This is a genomic window from Allobosea sp. RCC_152_1 (assembly GCF_041360765.1).
In the GTDB taxonomy this organism is placed as follows: Bacteria; Pseudomonadota; Alphaproteobacteria; order Rhizobiales; family Beijerinckiaceae; genus Allobosea; species Allobosea spartocytisi.
The window spans coordinates 132913-147111 of the sequence record NZ_JBFUPU010000003.1 but is presented as its reverse complement, the minus strand read 5'-3'; the positions used below and the strand labels follow the sequence as shown (position 1 = coordinate 147111).

The following is a 14199-nucleotide window of genomic DNA, read 5'->3' as shown; positions in this document are numbered from 1 at the left end:
CGCCGCGAAGCTTGCCTCTGTGGTGATCTTAAGTCGCGGACGCCGGCGGCTCTCCAGCCTTCGGCCGCGTATGGTTCGTGGCGCGCATCGGCAGCGGTACGGCCGGGCGGTCCGTGCGGTACTGGCCGCGCGCGATCGCGCCGAACATCAGCACGACGGCGGTCAGCGTCATCAGCCACCAGGGCAGCAGCGGCGCGAAGCCGAAGGTGCCGAGCGCGAAGGCGGTGGTGAAGGCCGCGACGCCGCCTGCCGAGAGGGCGCCGGACATGCGCCCCGCGGCGCGGATCGCGAAATAGAGGCAGGCGGCGGCCGTGGCGGCCCCCACCAGTCCGAGCTCGTACCAGGTCTCGAACAGCAGGGTCACCGGCGCCGGCTGCGGCAGGACGCCGGTCATCTGGCCGCGCAGGACGGTGTCGAGGCCATGGCCCGTGATCAGCTCCACCGGCGATTGCCGGATGACGTCGGCCCAGATCGACAGCATCTGGGCGAAGTCGCTGCTGCTGTCCGGCAGGGCCGAGACGAGCGGCGCGAGCAGGAAGGGCAGGAGCGGCGCGAACAGCATCAGCCCGGCGATGATCGCGGCGATGACCTTGGTCGCGCCTTCGCGGCTGGCCGTGACCGCGCCGAAGGCGACGGCGCCGAAGATCATCGCCACCGTCTCGCCATCCTCGAAGCGGGTCAGCGCCAGCAGGCCGACGATGAGCGCGAGCCCGAGCGCGGTCATGCCGCGCTCGCGCGACAAGAGCCAGGCCAGTGCCGGCCAGGCCATGATCAGGATGATCGAGACGCCGCGCTCGACCGCGCCGGGCGGCGCTGCCGCATGGCGCAGTGCCGCGACGATGATGAGGCCCAGCGCGAAGACGCCGGCGACGCTGGTGCCGAGCGCCACGAGATTGAGGTTGGAGGCACGCATTCGCTCGGGCAGCGCCGACAGGCCGACGAAGCCGAGCGCGACGGCGAGCGCCAGGTTGCCGGCCTTCTCGGCGGCGGTGCCGGGATAGGGGCTCCAGATCAGCGACAGCGCCGCCCAGGCGATCAGCCCGAGCAGGATGAGCCCGGGGCGGCTGAGCAGCGCCGCCTTCAGCCCGCCGAGGAAATGGCGTGGCTCCTCCACGAGCGCGGCGATGATCAGCAGCGCGATGCCGATCGGCACCAGCACCACGGCGGCGCGGCGCGAAACCAGCGCGGCCAGCGGCAGCACGAGTGCGAGCGTCGCGAAGCCGATGCGTCGCAGCAGTCTCGCTGCGTCGGTAGCGGGGTCGAGCTGGGCCTTGGAAGGAGGTCGGTTCATGCGTCCCGGATCGATGACAGGCCTTCGGCCAGCCCGGCCGCCCGGATTGAGCCGTCGCTACCCTAGCGAGAGAGGGCGCGCGCGACTGTAGGTGCGGCGCAACACTGCGCCGGCATCTTGCGAGTCCGCCGGCCACCGCGAACCACTGGCGCGACAGGGGGCTTCGTGAGATGAATCGGCCATGATCCGGCTGGCCGCCATCCCCTATGCGAGCAATTTCGGAATCGACGGCTTCATGCAAGGCGTCGTCGCGCGGCTGAGGCGCCGCGGCCTGCGGCTCGGCGGCGTCATCCAGCATAATGACGAGGCTTGCGAAGACCGCTGCATGGCGATGTCGCTCGAGGACCTTGCCAACGGCACCCGCTTTCCGATCAGCCAGGATCTCGGACCTTCCGCCGAGGGCTGCCGGCTCGACGCGGCCGGGCTGGCCGCCGCCGCGGCGGCGTTTTCGGGCGCGCTGACGGAGCGGGCCGATCTCGTCGTCGTCAACAAGTTCGGCAAGCAGGAGGCGCTGGGCGGGGGGCTGCGCGACGAGATCGCGAAGGCGGTCATGGCCGGCCTGCCCGTCCTGCTCGCGGTGCGCCATGATGTCCTGCCGGCCTGGCGCGCTTTCGTCGGTGATGATTGGATCGAATTGGCGGTCGATGAGGAGCAGATCGAGCGCTGGGTGGTGGATGCGATGCGGCTTGCGGCCTGATCGGCACGGGCTGATGGCGTCCTCGCGTGCACCGTCATGAGCAGCGCCCCGCCTGCGCCTCCCCTCGGGCTTATCCTTGCTGGCGGCCTCGCCCGGCGCATGGGCGGCGGCGACAAGCCGCTCAGGCTCCTGGCCGGGAGGTCCGTGCTCGACCATGTCGTCGAGCGCTTGCGCGGCCAGTGCTACGGCCTGCTGCTCAACGCCAATGGCGATCCCGCCCGCTTCGCCGCCCATGGCCTGCCGGTGGTGGCCGATTCCGTGCCCGATTTCGCCGGCCCCCTTGCGGGCATCCTCGCCGGGCTGGACTGGCTTGTCGCGCATCGGCCGAACGATGGCTGGCTCGTCAGCGTCGCGGCCGATACCCCCTTCATTCCGGCCGATCTGGTCGCCCGCCTGCATGCGGCGCGCGCAGCCGCCGGAACGCCGCTCGCCTGTGCCGCATCGGCCGGCCGGCAGCACCACGCCATCGGGCTCTGGCCGGTGGCGCTGCGGGAGGATTTGCGGGCAGCGCTGGCGGGCGGCGAACGCCGGCTCGGCCACTGGACGGCGAAGCATGGGGTCGCCGTCGCCGAATGGCAGGCGGAGCCGGTCGATCCCTTCTTCAACATCAACACGCCGAACGATCTGGCCGAGGCGCAGGACATCCTCCGGCGCCTGGGTTAGCTCGCAATGGCGCCTCAGGCTCCTCCGCGCTCCAGCAGCGCCTTCAGCGCGGCCAGGTCGCGCGCGATCATGCCCGCATCGGCCGCCATGTCGTCGTCGGACATGCCGTCGCGCTGGAACAGGGTGAACACCACCTCGGCACCGTCGCCATTGGGCACGACCCGCATCGGATTGTGCATGGCGGCGCCGTGATCGGGGATGACGGCATGGTCGAGCACGCCGTGCTGGTTCGGCTCGCTGAACAGGATGCGCATCGGCCCCATCGGCGTCTCCGCCCGCCAGGTCATGCCCTCGACATGGACGAAGCTGTGGCCGAGCCCTTCGGCCCATCGCGGAAAATTCACGGGATCGGCGAGGAAGGCATAGACCTCCTCGGCCGGGCGCGCGACGCCGATGCCGATATGCCGGGCGCGATGGATGGCCATCACATGCCTCCTAGGTTCGATATAGAACAAAAGAAGAACATGATCACCGCCATGTCAAGTGGCGTCCATGCAAGCCGCTTCCTGCGGCCGGAGCCTGGGCTCTACTCGATGACGATGCGCGGTGCCGCCCGTGTCGCGCCACCCAAGGCCGCCTGGACCTGCCGCGCCAGGGCGATATAGGCCTTGGCATGGGCGCTCGAAGGGTCACTGGCGACGATCGGACGCCCGCCGTCCGAGGTTTCGCGGATCGGCATGGCGAGCGGGATTTCGCCGAGGAAGGGGATGCCGAGCCGTTCCGCCTCGTGCCGCGCGCCGCCATGGGCGAAGATGTCGGAGCGGTGCCCGCATTCCGGGCAGATGAAATAGCTCATGTTCTCGACGAGCCCGAGGATCGGCACCGCGACCTTCCTGAACATCGCCACGCCGCGCCTTGCGTCGAGCAGGGCGAGGTCCTGCGGCGTCGAGACGATGACCGCCCCCGCCAGCGGCACCTGCTGGGCCATGGTGAGCTGGGCGTCGCCGGTGCCGGGCGGCATGTCGACGACGAGCACGTCGAGCTCGCCCCATGCGACCTCGCGCAGCATCTGCGTGATCGCCGAGATCACCATCGGCCCGCGCCAGATCATCGGCGTCTCCTCGTCGACGAGGAAGCCGATCGACATCACCTTCAGCCCATAGGCCTCCATGGGGCCGAGCGTGCGGCCGGAGACGATCTGCGGCTTGCCGGTGATGCCGAAGAGCTTCGGCATCGAGGGGCCGTAGATGTCGGAATCGAGCACGCCGACCTTGAGCCCCAGGGTCGAAAGCGCCACGGCGAGATTGGCGGCGGTGGTCGACTTGCCGACGCCGCCCTTGCCGCTCGCCACGGCGATGATCTGCTTCACGCCGGGCACGCCGGCCGGCTTCGGCGGCGGCCCGCCGGGCGCGGGGCGGTGCGCCTGCTGGCGGGCCTGCATCCCGGCGGAAGGCGCGGCCTTGTCGGCGGTCAGCCCGACGAGTACCTGGGTTACGCCCGGCAGGCCGCTAACCGCGCTTTCCGCCGCCTTGCGCACTGGCTCCATCGCTGCAGCTTCGGTCGCGTCGATGCCGATGGCGAAGATCACCTTGCCGCCATCGATCAGGATGTTCGCGACCCGGCCGGACGCTGCGAGCGATTGCCCGCTCGCCGGCAGTTTCACCAGTTCCAGCGCCCGCAGGATGTCGGCTTGGGAAAGGCTCACGTCGGAAGTCTCCGTTCCTTGCTTGGGGCTTCAGCTTGCCTTGCGGATGTGGAAGACGAGGATGCGCCCCGCGCCATCCTGCCGCTCGATCGCATCGCCCGTCTCGCGCGCCAGATTCGGCAGGTCGATCGCCGCCATCGGATCGGTGCACTGCACGACGAGGAGGCTGCCGGCCACCGCCGCATCGAGCGCCTTGCGCACATGCAGCACGGGCAGGGGGCATTTCAGGCCGCGCAGATCGAGCGCAATGGTGTCCATGGTCGCGCCCGCTCGGGTCGTTGTCGTCGTCATGTCTCATATGATGGCTTTTCGGGCAGGGGCAACCTGCGCCGCAGCCATGCGCTTGACCCATCCCCGCATGGCAAGGGAGAAGGGGGAGGGATAACGCGGCAACGTCCCGGACGATGCCGCGAAGCCGGGGAGAGGCGGAGACCGATGGAAGCGGGTGGCCGCGAGCGGCGGGAACGGCCATGGCGCGCCTGAAAGGCATCGGGCCGGGCCATGCGCCGATGACGCTCGCCGAGGCCGGCGCGCGGGCGGTTTCCCTGGTCGCTCCGGTCGCCGGCACGCAGGCGCTGCCTTTGTCGCAAGCCGATGGCCGTGTCCTGGCGCGGGATGTTTTCGCCGGCTTGCCCCTGCCGCCCTTCGCCAATTCGGCCGTCGATGGCTACGCGCTGCGTTTCGACGACCTCGCGCCCGATGCCGAAACCCGCCTGCCGGTGCTCGGCCGCGTCGCCGCGGGCGAGACGGCGCCATCGGAGTTCGGACGCGGCGCGCTGCGCATCTTCACCGGCGCCCCTATCCCGCCAGGTGCCGATACGGTCGTCATGCAGGAGGATGTGAGGCGCGAGGGCGACGCGGTCCTGCTGCCGCCGGGGCTGAGGCGCGGCGCCAATCTGCGGCCGGCCGGCGAGGATGTCGCCCGGGGCGCTCGCGCATTCGCGGCTGGGCACCGTCTGCGCCCGCAGGATCTCGGCCTGCTGGCAGCGCTCGGGCTGGAACGTGTCACGCTCCGGCGCCGCCCGCGCGTCGCGCTGTTCTCGACCGGCGACGAATTGACCGAGCCCGGCGGGACACTGCCTCCGGCCGCGATCTACGACGCCAACCGGCCCATGCTGCGCGCCCTGCTGGCGCGCGCCGGCGCGGAGCCTGTCGATCTCGGCATCCTGCGCGACGACCGCGACGGTCTGGCGGCACGGCTGAAGGAAGCCGCGCGCGATTGCGACCTCGTCATCACCTCGGGCGGGGTCTCGGTCGGGGAGGAGGATCACGTCAGGGCGGCGCTGGCGACGCTGGGCTCGCTCGATTTCTGGCAGATCGCGATCAAGCCCGGCAAGCCGGTCGCCGTCGGCACGATCGCGGAGACGCCTTTCCTCGGCCTGCCCGGCAATCCGGTCGCGGTCTTCGTCACCTTCGCCTTCGTCGCGCGGCCGATGATCGCGCGGCTGGCTGGCACGGCGTGCGACCCGCTTCTGCGTCTGCCGGTGCGGCTCGGCTTTTCGCATCGGGGCAAGCCGGGGCGGCGCGAATTCCTGCGCGTCTCGGTCGAGCCCGGGGCGGATGCCGTTCCGCTGGCCCGCAGGCATCCGGGCGAGGGGGCGGGCTCGCTGGCCTCGCTGACCCAGTCCGACGGGCTCGTCGAGCTGGCCGAGGATCCGGCGCTGGCCGAGGAAGGCAGCATCCAGCCCTTCCTGCCCTATTCCGCGCTTCTCGGCTGAGGGGCCAGCCGGTTCAAGGCCGCGACGGATCGAAAAAGAGAGCCTCAATCCCGCCGGAAGACGACGCTGGCGCCCCAGCCGAGGAACAGCGCGAGCAGGATGGTGGCGAGCCCGTAGAGCCACGGCCAGTCATAGGCGCCGGAGGCGAGGCGCTGCTCGGCCCCGGTCTTGATCACCTCGAAATTCGTCTGCTGGCGCGCCAGCGGCACGCCGCCGGCATAGAGCACGACATCGACGGTATAGGAGCCGGTCGGCGCCGTCGCGGGGACGTCGATCGGCGCGCTGAACAGGGAGTTCGAGAGAAAGGTCACGCCCCGTTGCTGATAGGCATAGAGGTCCTTGCCCTGCATGATGCGCACGAGGCTGTCGCGGAACGTCGCCACGCTGCTGTCGTCGAACCAGTTCTGCGCCGGGCGTTCGGCATTGGCGAGGCCGACCCGGTCGCGCCTCGCCGTTTCCGCGCTCATCATCTCGCTGATCGGCCGGTTGGTCGCGACCAGCAGGAAGACCGGGCTCTCGGGGAAGCGCCGCTGCGTGCGGTTGATCCAGATCGGGCCGAACCGTTCCTTCTGGCGCACCAGCAGCATGCGGCGCGGCCCGCGCACGGTGATGATGATGTCGTGCGGGTCGCCGCGGGCGACGCTGCGCCCGTCGCGCTCGACGAGGCCGAAGACGGTGAGCTGGCTGCCGGTATAGTTCGAGGTGATCTGGATCTGGTGGCTCGACATCGCCGCAATCAGCGTCTCGGCCCGCGCGGGCATGGCGAGGGCCAGCAGGGCGGTCAGCAAGGTGGCGGCGTGGAGGCAGGCCCCTCTCATCGCGCGCTCTCCGGCACGACGACCGAGAAGGGCTCGCTCGGCGGAATGAACAGCTCGATCGCGAAGCGCAGCCCGACCGAGAGGATCAGCAGGGCGAGCAGCAGCCGGAAGGATTCGACGTTGAGGTTGCGCGCGGCGCGGCCGCCGAACTGGGCGCCGACGACGCCGCCGACCAGCAGCAGGGCGGCGAGGATGATGTCGACCGACTGGTTGGTAATGGCGTGCAGCAATGTCGCGCCGGTCATCGTCACCAGGATCTGGAAGAGCGAGGTGCCGACCACGACGGAGGGCGGGATGCGGAAGAAATAGATCAGCGCCGGCACGAGGATGAAGCCGCCGCCGACGCCGAGCACCGCGCCGATGAAGCCGATCACGACCGCGAGCAGCGCGATCGGGATGATGCTGCAATACAGGCCGGAGCGGTAGAAGCGCTGGCGGAACGGCAGCCCCATCCACCAGGGATGCATGCCGCCGCGCCGCTTGCGCCGCGCCGGCTTGCCGGCCCTGACGCGCAGCATCGCGCGCACGGCGTCGTAGAGCATCAGCCCGCCGATGATCGAGAACAGCGTGACGTAGGACAGGGTGATGACCAGCTCGAGCTGGCCGAGGCGGCGCATCGCGTTGAAGAACGCCACGCCCAGCACGGTGCCGACGATGCCGCCGGAAACCAGGACGCCGCCGAGCTTGAGATCGAGCGCCTTGCGCCGGAAATAGGTCAGGACGCCGGTCATCGAGGAGCCGGCGACCTGCGCCGCCACCGTCGCCACCGCGACCGCCGGCGGAATGTCGAGGAAGATCAGCAGCGGCGTCAGCAGGAAGCCGCCGCCCACGCCGAACAGCCCGGAGATGAAGCCGACCGCGCCGCTCAAGCCCAGCACCATCAGCACGCTGATCGGAAGCTCGGCGATCGGCAGGTAAATCTGCACTTCTACCCCTCATGGACGGCGCTTGAGCAGTCGCTTGCGCCGATGATCCCAGGCTACGCGGTCCGGGTTAAGGCAAATTGTCGAAACGACGAAGGACGGGCCTTCCACCGGCCCGTCCCAGAGACGGTCATTCTTCCTGCCGCGTCAACACGTCGTAAGCATGACGTGTTTCAGGGCTTTCAGCTCCGGCTCGGCTTGCCGGGCTTCGCCATCGAGGCTGTCGGGCCGGCATCCCAGCCCTTCGGCGGCGGGGTGACTTCGTTGGCGGCGGTGTCGAGCACTTTCGGCTTCCAGCCCGTCGCCCGGGCCTTGGCGGCGGCGAGCTCTTCCGGCTTCAGGCGTTGGGCGACTTCGTCGCGCTTGCGGGCGGCGTCCTCATCGCCCTGCACGGCCGCGATCGCGAACCAGACATAGGACTGCGCCAGGTCGGCCGGCGCGCCGAGCCCGCGGCCGAGCAGCACGGCGAGATTGTACTGGCTGTCGCGCACGCCGAGCTCGGCCGCTTTCGCAAACCAGGTGTTCGCGGTGGCATAATCCGGCTTGCCGGCGGCACCCTCGGCATAGAGCACCGCGAGGTTGTGCATCGCCTTGGCGTTGCCGCGCTCGGCGGCGCGCTGATACCAGATCCGGGCGAGGGGCAGGTCGCGCGGAGCTCCCACGCCCTTCTCGAACATGTTGCCGAGGCGGAACTGTGCCGGCGCGAGCCCCGCGACGGCCGCCCGCTCGAACAGGCGTAGGGCGAGCTTGGGGTCGCGCGAGCCGGTGGGGCCGTCGGCGGCGCGTGTCGCCAGCTCGTAGACGGCGCGTGCGTCGCCATCGAGCGCGGCCTTGCGCAGCCCGGCGCTGCCCAGCCCGGTCGGAAGATCGCCGAGGCCGGTCACGGCCTGCACCGGCTCGGAGGCAGGCAGCGTGGCGCTGGCCGTTTCCGGCGTGGCCTGCGCCGGTTCCGTGGCGGCGGATACGGTGGCCGGAGCCGGGGCGGGGGCATTGCCCGCATCCGCGTTGATGGCGCCGCCCGCATTCGCGGCGGGAGATGAGAGAGCGAGCGAGGACTGGTCCTTGGAGGGAGCCTGTTCCGCCGGCGCTGGCGGCGACAATGCCGCCGCTGTTTCCGGCAGGGCGGCCGGGGGAGCGAGCAGGTTCTGGCTCTCGTTGCTGGCCGTCTTCGTATCCTTGCCGCCCAGCGAGCTGGTGACGACCTGGGCGGTTCCCAGCGCGAGGATCACGGCGGCGAGGCCGAGCAGGAGGGGGCGCTTGCGCTTCTCCATGATCTCGCGCAGCCGGCCCGGGCTTTTCGCGGCGGGTTCGGCCGCCGTGGTGGGCGCGGTCGCGGCGGCTTCGCTGGCGGCCTTGGCCGAGCGGCGCGCGGCGGCGATCAGGCTCTGGCGAACCGATTGCGCATCCTGGCCGGCATTGGCGGTCGCCTCGGGGCGGGGGCGACCGGAGCCCGGCTCGAGCGGCAGGTCGAAGGCCGCGCTCGGCATGGCGAGGGTCGGCTCGGTGCGCTGCGGCGCCTCGCCGGCAACCGGCCGGTCCTGAGCGGCGGGAGCCGCGACGAGCGGCTCGCGAGACGTCGAGAAGCGCCTGGTCGGCTCCTGGCGCGTCGCCGGCTCCTGGGCCCGCGGCGCGGCTGGCCGGCCGGAAGCGCCATGACGCTCCGCCAGCAATTCGCCTTCGAGGTTCGACAGGCGGCCCATGATCGCTTCGAGCGTCTGGTTGAGGGCGCCGAGCGCGTCATGCGTCTGCCGTTCCGAGGAAATCTGGGTGTCCCGCATGCCGGAAACCAGACCGGAGAGCTCGACGATGCCCTTGCCCGGCGTCACCGCGCTGGTGGCCTGCACGAGCGCGGCGCGCTCGGCTGCCGTTTCCTCCCGCATCGAGCGCAGATGCACGACCAGATCCTGCAGCGTCCGCTCGATGCCGCTCTCGGCGTGGCGGGTCGCGGCCGCCTCGTCGAGCCGGGCGGCGATCCCCGAGATCTGCTGCTCGAGCGCCTCGAAGGACTCCGAATTCGCTTCAGGCGCGCCAGCTTCGTCGATCTTCTCGGCGAGGTGGCGCAGCATGTCTTCGATCGGCTTGAGAGCGGCCGGCACGCGCCCGTCCGCGCCCTCGGTCATGCGGACAAGCTCGCTCGAGGCCGCGAGGCTCTCGATGCGCCCGGCCAGGGCTTCGATCTGGCGCGTGACGGCGACCGGGCTGTTCTCGGCGAGCCGCTCGACATGCTGCTGGAGCAGGTCGAGGCGATGGTCGATCTGGTTATCGGGGCGACGCTCGGCGATTTCGTCGAAACGCTGCGACAGCCGGTCGATCTGGCCTGCCAGCGCCGAGAGCGGCCCCAGCTCGAACTCGCGCGGGCGGCCCGAAAGCACGGCGCTGCGCACATCCTCGATGGCCGAGGACAGGTTGCGCATCTCGCGCATGTCGGGTTCGATCTCGCGCAGCCGGCTGATCTCGAAGCCGAGCGAGGCGATCTGCTGCGAGAGCTCTTCCAGCCGGTGGTCGTTGCCGTTCTGCGCGACCAGCTCGCGCAGCTCGGCGATATCGCGCGCCAGCGGCGTCGGATCGATGCCGCCAGCCGATGCGAGCGCGTCGATCTTGTTCGCCAGATGCGCGATCTCTCGCTGGACATGCTGGTAGCCACCGCCCGAGCGATCTTGCGACAGGCGTGAAACCTCCGCCTCGAGGCGGGCCAGCGGCTTCAGTACCGGTTCGAAATGATCGCGGCCGGCGAGCCTGTCGAGGCGCTCGCCGAGAGCGGCGATCTTGGTCTCGATCGTATGGGCGAGATCGCCGCCGAAGGGGGCCGCGGGCCGCTGCTGCGGCGCGGCCGCGCGCCGCGCATCCGGCGAGAGGCGCGCGCTGAGGTCGCGCAGATCCTCGCGCAGCGCCGAGATGCGGTCCTGCGAAGCTTGAGCCGGCCGAGGCGCCTCGCTCTCGTCGCGATCGAGCAGGCGCTGGCGCGTGCGGATATCGGTGACGGCGGCGGCGAGTCCGTCGCGACTGAACGCAAGCCGGGGAGAGCGATCCTCGCCGGCCTGCTGCCGGGGCTCGACGGCGCGGCGCTCGATCTCGACGATCCGCTCGCCGATCGACTTGATGGCCTCGGCGATGACGCTGGTCGCCCGCTCCTGGCGTTCGGCGGCCGTCCGCTCGCCCGAGGACAGGCGGTCCTCGGTCTTCTCGATCCAGCGCGTGATCGAATCGAGCGCCCCGGCGGTGCGTGCGCTCGTCTCGCGCGTCAGCTTCTCGGTCGCCGCCGCCTGGCGGAGCAGGACGTCGATCTCATTGCGCGAGGGCTGAGGGGTCGGTGCGCGCGCGGCGGTTTCGGTCTGCGTCTGGGAGAGCCGTGCGAGCCGCTCCGAGAGGGCGGCGATATCGAGCTGCTCCGGCGGCGCCGTGGCGGCCATGGCCGGCTGCGCCTCCTCGCTCTCGTCGCGAATCTTGTGATCGAGCCATTCGCCCAAGGTCATGCCGGCGCGGCGAGCCGCCGCCTTAGCCGCATCGCGCGTCCTCGGGTCGACCCCCTTGACGCTCCAGGGCAAGCTGTTCGCCATGATTGTGCTCGCCTCCAGGGCCCGTTGTTAACGAAGGCGCAGCTCCCTGACGCCGCCGCTTCCGCTCGATCCGGCGATCCGTGAAAAGAACGTTGACGAAGTCGCAACGCCGGTCCGCGCCCCTGAGATTTCGCCGGCATGGTAAACAGCGGGTTAAGAATTCCGACCGATCCGTTAATTTTTTCCGAAGCGCCGCTTTTCTGCCGCGTTGTCGGGGTTCGTATAACCGTAACTTACCCCACCCTGGGGGCGTATTACCTGACGCTAGGGGAGGGGGTGCCGTAAGAAGACATCTCAGCAAGGCGATGCCGCCAATATGTGCCGGTGCCGCCGTCCATCTTTCAAGGAATGAATGCTCATGTCGCGCCAAAGCTCAGCTATGGCGGGTTCCTCGATTCATGAGACCCGCGCTGACAATGTCCCGGTCGCGGATTCCGATGCCGGGGGCTTCACCATCAGCGATCTCGCCCGTGATTTCGGCGTGACGCTGCGAACCCTGCGCTTCTACGAATCCCGCGGCCTGCTTGCGCCGGCCCGCTCGGGCATGACGCGCATCTATTCGGCGCGTGATCGTGCCCGGCTCGCGCTCATCCTCAAGGGCAAGCAGCTCGGCTTCACCCTGGTTGAGATTCGCGCCATGCTCGCCAATGAGGAGAAGAAGGCGGGCTCGGCGGGCAAGTCGGCCTCGGTCGGCGGCCTGCATCTCAGCCGCGATCAGATCGTCGAGCAGCTCGAGCTGCTGCGCAGCCAGCGTGCCGAGATCGAGGACGCCATCAAGGAGCTCGAAGGCTCGCTCACCCGGCTCAGCGCCGCCTGAGACCGCGCCGCGTCGCGGGCCGATCCGGTTTCCGGCGAAAAGCGCCGGGTCGCCTCCCGTCTCCGGATGGATGCGCGACGCTCTGTCCCAGAACCCCGGCTTTGCCGGGGTTTTTTATTGCCTTGCCATCGAACGGTCACGCGCGGGAGGACAAATTCGCCGGACACCCATTGCATGCCGGGTGAGATTGTTTATATGTGAACTATCTTGAAGCGGTGCACCCATGAGCGCCGCCGCGCGAGGTGAGGGAGGACCACGATGCCGGTCTACAAGGCGCCCGTCGACGATACGCTTTTCCTGCTCAACGACGTTTTCAATATCGAGCGCTACAACAACCTGCCGGGCTTCGCCGACGCGTCCTCGGACGTGATCGAGGCCGTGCTCGGCGAGGGCGCCAAGCTCTGCGAGGAAGTGCTCCAGCCGATCAACTATTCCGGCGACCAGGAGGGCTGCACCCGCCATCCAGACGGCCGCGTCACCACGCCGAAGGGCTTCAAGGAGGCTTATGAGGCCTATGCCGGCGGCGGCTGGATCGGCCTTGCCATGGACCCGGAATATGGCGGCCAGGGCCTGCCCTACACACTCGGCGCCGTGATGAACGAATATGCCTCGGCCGCGAACATGGCCTTCGCCATGTATCCGGGCCTGACCATGGGCGCGATCGCCGCGCTCTATGTCCACGGCTCGGACGAGATCAAGCGCACTTATCTGCCGAAGATGATCGACGGCACCTGGTCGGGCACCATGAACCTGACCGAGCCGCATTGCGGCACCGATCTCGGCCTGCTCAAGACCAAGGCCGTGCCGAATGGCGACGGCTCCTACGCCATCTCCGGCACCAAGATCTTCATCTCGGCCGGCGAGCAGGACATCACCGGGAACATCATCCACCTCGTGCTCGCCCGGATCGAGGGCGCGCCGGCCGGCGTGAAGGGCATCTCGCTCTTTGTCGTGCCGCGCAACAAGCTGGGTGCGGACGGCTCGGTCGGCGCCAATAACGGCGTGTCCTGCGGCTCGATCGAGCACAAGATGGGCATCCACGGCAACGCCACCTGCGTGATGAACTACGACGGGGCGCAGGGCTGGCTGGTCGGCGAGGAGAATCGCGGCCTCAACGCCATGTTCGTGATGATGAACGAGGCCCGCCTCGGCGTCGCGATCCAGGGGCTCGCCCAGTCCGATGTCGCCTATCAGAACGCTGTCGCCTACGCCAAGGAGCGTCTACAGGGCCGCGCGCTGACCGGCGCCAAGGAGCCCGCCAAGCCGGCCGACCCGATCATCGTCCACCCGGACGTGCGCCGCACGCTGATGTCGATCAAGGCCTTCAACGAGGCCGCCCGCGCTTTCGTGCTCTGGAACGCGCTGAAGTCCGACATCGCCCATCGCTCCGGCGACGCGGCCGAGCGCCAGGCGGCCGACGATCAGCTTGGCCTGATGACCCCGGTTCTCAAGGGCGTGCTCACCGATATCGGCTTCGACAACGCCGTGAAGGCGCAGCAGATGTTCGGCGGCCACGGCTACATCGCCGAGACCGGTGTCGAGCAGTTCGTCCGCGATGCCCGCATCGCGATGATCTACGAGGGCGCCAACGGCGTGCAGGCGATGGATCTCGTCGGCCGCAAGCTCGGCCGCGATGGCGGCCGCGGCATCATGGCCTTCTTCAACGAGGTCGGCGGCTTCCTCAAGGAGAACGCCGAGGAGGAGGCGCTGAAGCCCCTGCTCGGGCCTTTGCAGGTTTCATTGGGCCATCTCCAGCAGGCGGCGATGTGGTTCATGAACAACGCACTCGCCAAGCCGGACAATGCCGGCGCCGGCGCCAGCGATTTCATGCACCTGCTCGGCCTCGTCTCGCTCGGCTACATGTGGGTGAAGATGGCCAAGGCCGCGCAGGAGAAGCTCAAGGCCGGCGCCGACGAGCGGATGAGTGCCAAGCTCGTCACAGCCCGCTTCTTCATGGAGCGCACCTTGCCCGAGACTGCCGCCCATCTGGCGCGCATCACCTCCGGCGCGGACACGACCATGGCGCTGAGCGTCGAGCAGTTCTGACGAAAACGCCGTCATGCCCGGGCT

The 14199-nt window shown here is 69.5% G+C and carries 12 protein-coding genes; 5 read left to right on the top strand and 7 right to left on the bottom strand.

Translation table 11 applies throughout. The annotated features are described in order from the left end of the window. Positions 1–28: 28 nt before the first annotated feature. Positions 29–1291, bottom strand: a complete 1263-nt coding sequence (locus tag AB6806_RS12535; RefSeq protein WP_133562331.1) for a peptide ABC transporter permease — start codon at positions 1289–1291, stop codon at positions 29–31. Between the two features lie 181 nt (positions 1292–1472). On the opposite strand from AB6806_RS12535, the gene AB6806_RS12530 reads away from it, so the two are divergent. Continuing rightward, entirely contained in the window at positions 1473–1988 is a 516-nt protein-coding gene (locus AB6806_RS12530; protein ID WP_142020074.1) for a DUF2478 domain-containing protein, read from the top strand. A gap of 36 nt (positions 1989–2024) precedes the next feature. Continuing rightward, positions 2025–2651 (top strand): molybdenum cofactor guanylyltransferase MobA, encoded by a 627-nt coding sequence (gene mobA / locus AB6806_RS12525; protein ID WP_142020076.1) that lies wholly within the window; start codon positions 2025–2027, stop codon positions 2649–2651. A gap of 14 nt (positions 2652–2665) precedes the next feature. Here mobA and AB6806_RS12520 read toward each other — a convergent pair whose 3' ends face one another. From AB6806_RS12520 to AB6806_RS12510, 3 genes are all read right to left on the bottom strand, one after another. Continuing rightward, positions 2666–3076, bottom strand: coding sequence for an SRPBCC family protein (locus tag AB6806_RS12520; RefSeq protein ID WP_038360811.1), 411 nt, complete (start codon positions 3074–3076; stop codon positions 2666–2668). A 101-nt stretch (positions 3077–3177) separates the two neighbouring features. Continuing rightward, complete coding sequence (locus AB6806_RS12515; RefSeq protein WP_112762962.1) at positions 3178–4296, bottom strand: Mrp/NBP35 family ATP-binding protein; 1119 nt, start codon at positions 4294–4296, stop codon at positions 3178–3180. A 30-nt stretch (positions 4297–4326) separates the two neighbouring features. Next, complete coding sequence (locus AB6806_RS12510; RefSeq protein WP_051987671.1) at positions 4327–4587, bottom strand: sulfurtransferase TusA family protein; 261 nt, start codon at positions 4585–4587, stop codon at positions 4327–4329. Positions 4588–4766: 179 nt separating this feature from the next. Between AB6806_RS12510 and AB6806_RS12505 the strand changes: the two genes are divergently transcribed. Continuing rightward, complete coding sequence (locus AB6806_RS12505) at positions 4767–6014, top strand: molybdopterin molybdotransferase MoeA (RefSeq protein ID WP_370954688.1); 1248 nt, start codon at positions 4767–4769, stop codon at positions 6012–6014. 44 nt (positions 6015–6058) lie between these two features. Here AB6806_RS12505 and AB6806_RS12500 read toward each other — a convergent pair whose 3' ends face one another. The 3 genes from AB6806_RS12500 to AB6806_RS12490 all read right to left on the bottom strand — a co-directional run bounded on the left by AB6806_RS12500 (position 6059) and on the right by AB6806_RS12490 (position 11312). Further along, on the bottom strand, positions 6059–6832 hold the full coding sequence (locus AB6806_RS12500; protein ID WP_142020080.1) for a TIGR02186 family protein: 774 nt from the start codon (positions 6830–6832) through the stop codon (positions 6059–6061). Continuing rightward, on the bottom strand, positions 6829–7758 hold the full coding sequence (locus tag AB6806_RS12495) for a sulfite exporter TauE/SafE family protein (RefSeq protein WP_038360816.1): 930 nt from the start codon (positions 7756–7758) through the stop codon (positions 6829–6831). Before AB6806_RS12495 ends, AB6806_RS12500 begins: the two co-directional genes overlap by 4 nt. Positions 7759–7937: 179 nt before the next feature. Next, positions 7938–11312, bottom strand: coding sequence for an SEL1-like repeat protein (locus AB6806_RS12490; RefSeq protein WP_370954687.1), 3375 nt, complete (start codon positions 11310–11312; stop codon positions 7938–7940). Between the two features lie 358 nt (positions 11313–11670). Here AB6806_RS12490 and AB6806_RS12485 point away from each other — a divergent pair, with 358 nt between their 5' ends. Together AB6806_RS12485 and AB6806_RS12480 are read left to right on the top strand one after the other, a co-directional pair. After that, the gene (locus AB6806_RS12485; protein WP_248311125.1) at positions 11671–12129 is read left to right on the top strand and encodes a MerR family transcriptional regulator; all 459 of its coding nucleotides are present in this window, start codon (positions 11671–11673) and stop codon (positions 12127–12129) included. Positions 12130–12387: 258 nt separating this feature from the next. Beyond that, positions 12388–14175 (top strand): acyl-CoA dehydrogenase C-terminal domain-containing protein, encoded by a 1788-nt coding sequence (locus tag AB6806_RS12480; protein WP_370954686.1) that lies wholly within the window; start codon positions 12388–12390, stop codon positions 14173–14175. The last annotated feature ends 24 nt before the right edge of the window (positions 14176–14199 follow it).

Coding starts and splice junctions, on each gene's coding strand:
- AB6806_RS12535 (WP_133562331.1), bottom strand. CDS start 1,291: ATGAACCGACCTCCTTCCAAGGCCCAGCTCGACCCCGCTACCGACGCA.
- AB6806_RS12530 (WP_142020074.1), top strand. CDS start 1,473: ATGATCCGGCTGGCCGCCATCCCCTATGCGAGCAATTTCGGAATCGAC.
- mobA (WP_142020076.1), top strand. CDS start 2,025: ATGAGCAGCGCCCCGCCTGCGCCTCCCCTCGGGCTTATCCTTGCTGGC.
- AB6806_RS12520 (WP_038360811.1), bottom strand. CDS start 3,076: ATGGCCATCCATCGCGCCCGGCATATCGGCATCGGCGTCGCGCGCCCG.
- AB6806_RS12510 (WP_051987671.1), bottom strand. CDS start 4,587: ATGACGACGACAACGACCCGAGCGGGCGCGACCATGGACACCATTGCG.
- AB6806_RS12505 (WP_370954688.1), top strand. CDS start 4,767: ATGGCGCGCCTGAAAGGCATCGGGCCGGGCCATGCGCCGATGACGCTC.
- AB6806_RS12500 (WP_142020080.1), bottom strand. CDS start 6,832: ATGAGAGGGGCCTGCCTCCACGCCGCCACCTTGCTGACCGCCCTGCTG.
- AB6806_RS12490 (WP_370954687.1), bottom strand. CDS start 11,312: ATGGCGAACAGCTTGCCCTGGAGCGTCAAGGGGGTCGACCCGAGGACG.
- AB6806_RS12485 (WP_248311125.1), top strand. CDS start 11,671: ATGTCGCGCCAAAGCTCAGCTATGGCGGGTTCCTCGATTCATGAGACC.
- AB6806_RS12480 (WP_370954686.1), top strand. CDS start 12,388: ATGCCGGTCTACAAGGCGCCCGTCGACGATACGCTTTTCCTGCTCAAC.